At 72.1% G+C, this 1,497-nt stretch carries 1 protein-coding gene and 1 pseudogene; both read left to right on the top strand.

Annotation, left to right across the window (positions count from 1 at the left end):
- Positions 1 to 11 precede the first annotated feature (11 nt).
- Positions 12 to 104: pseudogene (locus ACFPZN_RS56880) on the top strand (hypothetical protein); the annotation flags it as partial.
- Between the two features lie 110 nt (positions 105 to 214).
- Positions 215 to 1,497: condensation domain-containing protein (locus ACFPZN_RS56065; RefSeq protein WP_378293600.1), on the top strand; the 1,283-nt coding region annotated here is incomplete at its 3' end.

Raw genomic sequence — 1,497 nt, 5'->3', positions numbered from 1 at the left:
TCGGTCGTCCGGTGTGGAACACGCGGGTGTTCGTGCTGGACGAGTTCCTGCAGCCGGTCCCGGCAGGGGTCGCCGGGGAACTGTACGTCGCCGGGGCCCAGCTTGCCCGTGGGTATGTGGGGCCAACGGAGACGACGATCGGTGTGACCGCCCAGCCATGTTCCGGTATGGGCGGGTCCGGTGCGGGCGCGTCCGATGCGGTGTCGGTCGTCCGGTGTGGAACACGCGGGTGTTCGTGCTGGACGAGTTCCTGCAGCCGGTCCCGGCAGGGGTCGCCGGGGAACTGTACGTCGCCGGGGCCCAGCTTGCCCGTGGGTATGTGGGGCGGGCCGGTCTGACGGCGGAGCGGTTCGTGGCGTGCCCGTTCACCGGCGCCGGTGAGCGGATGTACCGGACGGGCGACCTGGCGCTGTGGAACGAGGCCGGGGAACTGGTGTTCGCCGGTCGCGTGGACGAGCAGGTCAAGATCCGCGGTATCCGGATCGAGCCGGGTGAGGTGGAGGCGGTCCTGGCCGCCCACGAGCAGGTCGGCCAGGTCGCGGTGATCGCCCGCGAGGACCGGCCGGGTGCCAAGCGGCTGGTCGCCTACGTCGTCCCCGCCGAGGGGCGGACGGACGCGAGCGCGAGCGCGCTGCGGGAGTACGCGGCCGCGCGCCTGCCCGAATTCCTGGTGCCCGCGGCCGTGGTGGTGCTGGACGCGCTGCCGGTGATGGTCAACGGCAAGCTGGACCGGGCCGCGCTGCCCGCACCCGACCTGGCGGGCCGGATGACCGGCCGGGCCCCCGCGACCCTCACCGAGGAGATCGTCGCCGGCCTCTTCGCCGAGGTTCTCGGGGTGAGGAGGGTGGGAGCGGAGGATTCGTTCTTCGAGCTGGGTGGTGACTCGCTGCTGGCGATGCGGTTGATCGCGCGGGTGCGGGCCGTTCTGGAGGTCGAGGTCAGCGTCCGTGAGTTGTTCGCCGCCCCGACTGTGGCGGGTCTGGCGGGTCTGGTCGACACCGGGCGGGGTGGTGCGCGGACGGCTCTGACGGCGCGGGAGCGTCCGGAGGTCGTGCCGCTGTCGTACGCCCAGCAGCGCATGTGGTTCCTGAACCGGCTGGAGGGAACCGGTGCCGGGGCCGGCTACAACGTGCCGCTGGCGCTGCGGCTGTCGGGTGATCTGGACGTCGCGGCGCTGGAGGCGGCGCTCGGCGATGTGGCCGATCGGCACGAGAGCCTGCGGACGATCTTCCCCGCGGTCAACGGCGTGCCACGTCAGGAGATCCTGCACGGCGCGGCGGGGCGGCCGTCGCTGGCGGTGACCCGGACCGATGAGCAGGGTCTCCCCGAGGCCGTGGCCGTCGAGCTCGGGTACGGGTTCGAGGTCGACCGCGAGTTGCCGTGGCGGGCGCGGCTTTTGGAGTTGTCGGGGTCGGAGTTTGTGTTGGTGGTGGTGGCGCATCACATCGCGGTGGATGGCTGGTCGATGGATGTGCTGGTGCGTGATCTGGGCGTGGC

Source organism: Actinomadura rugatobispora (genome assembly GCF_042656285.1).
Classification (GTDB): domain Bacteria; phylum Actinomycetota; class Actinomycetes; order Streptosporangiales; family Streptosporangiaceae; genus Spirillospora; species Spirillospora rugatobispora.
The sequence above is the reverse complement of the archived record's forward strand: the minus strand, read 5'-3'. Positions and strand labels throughout refer to the sequence as shown.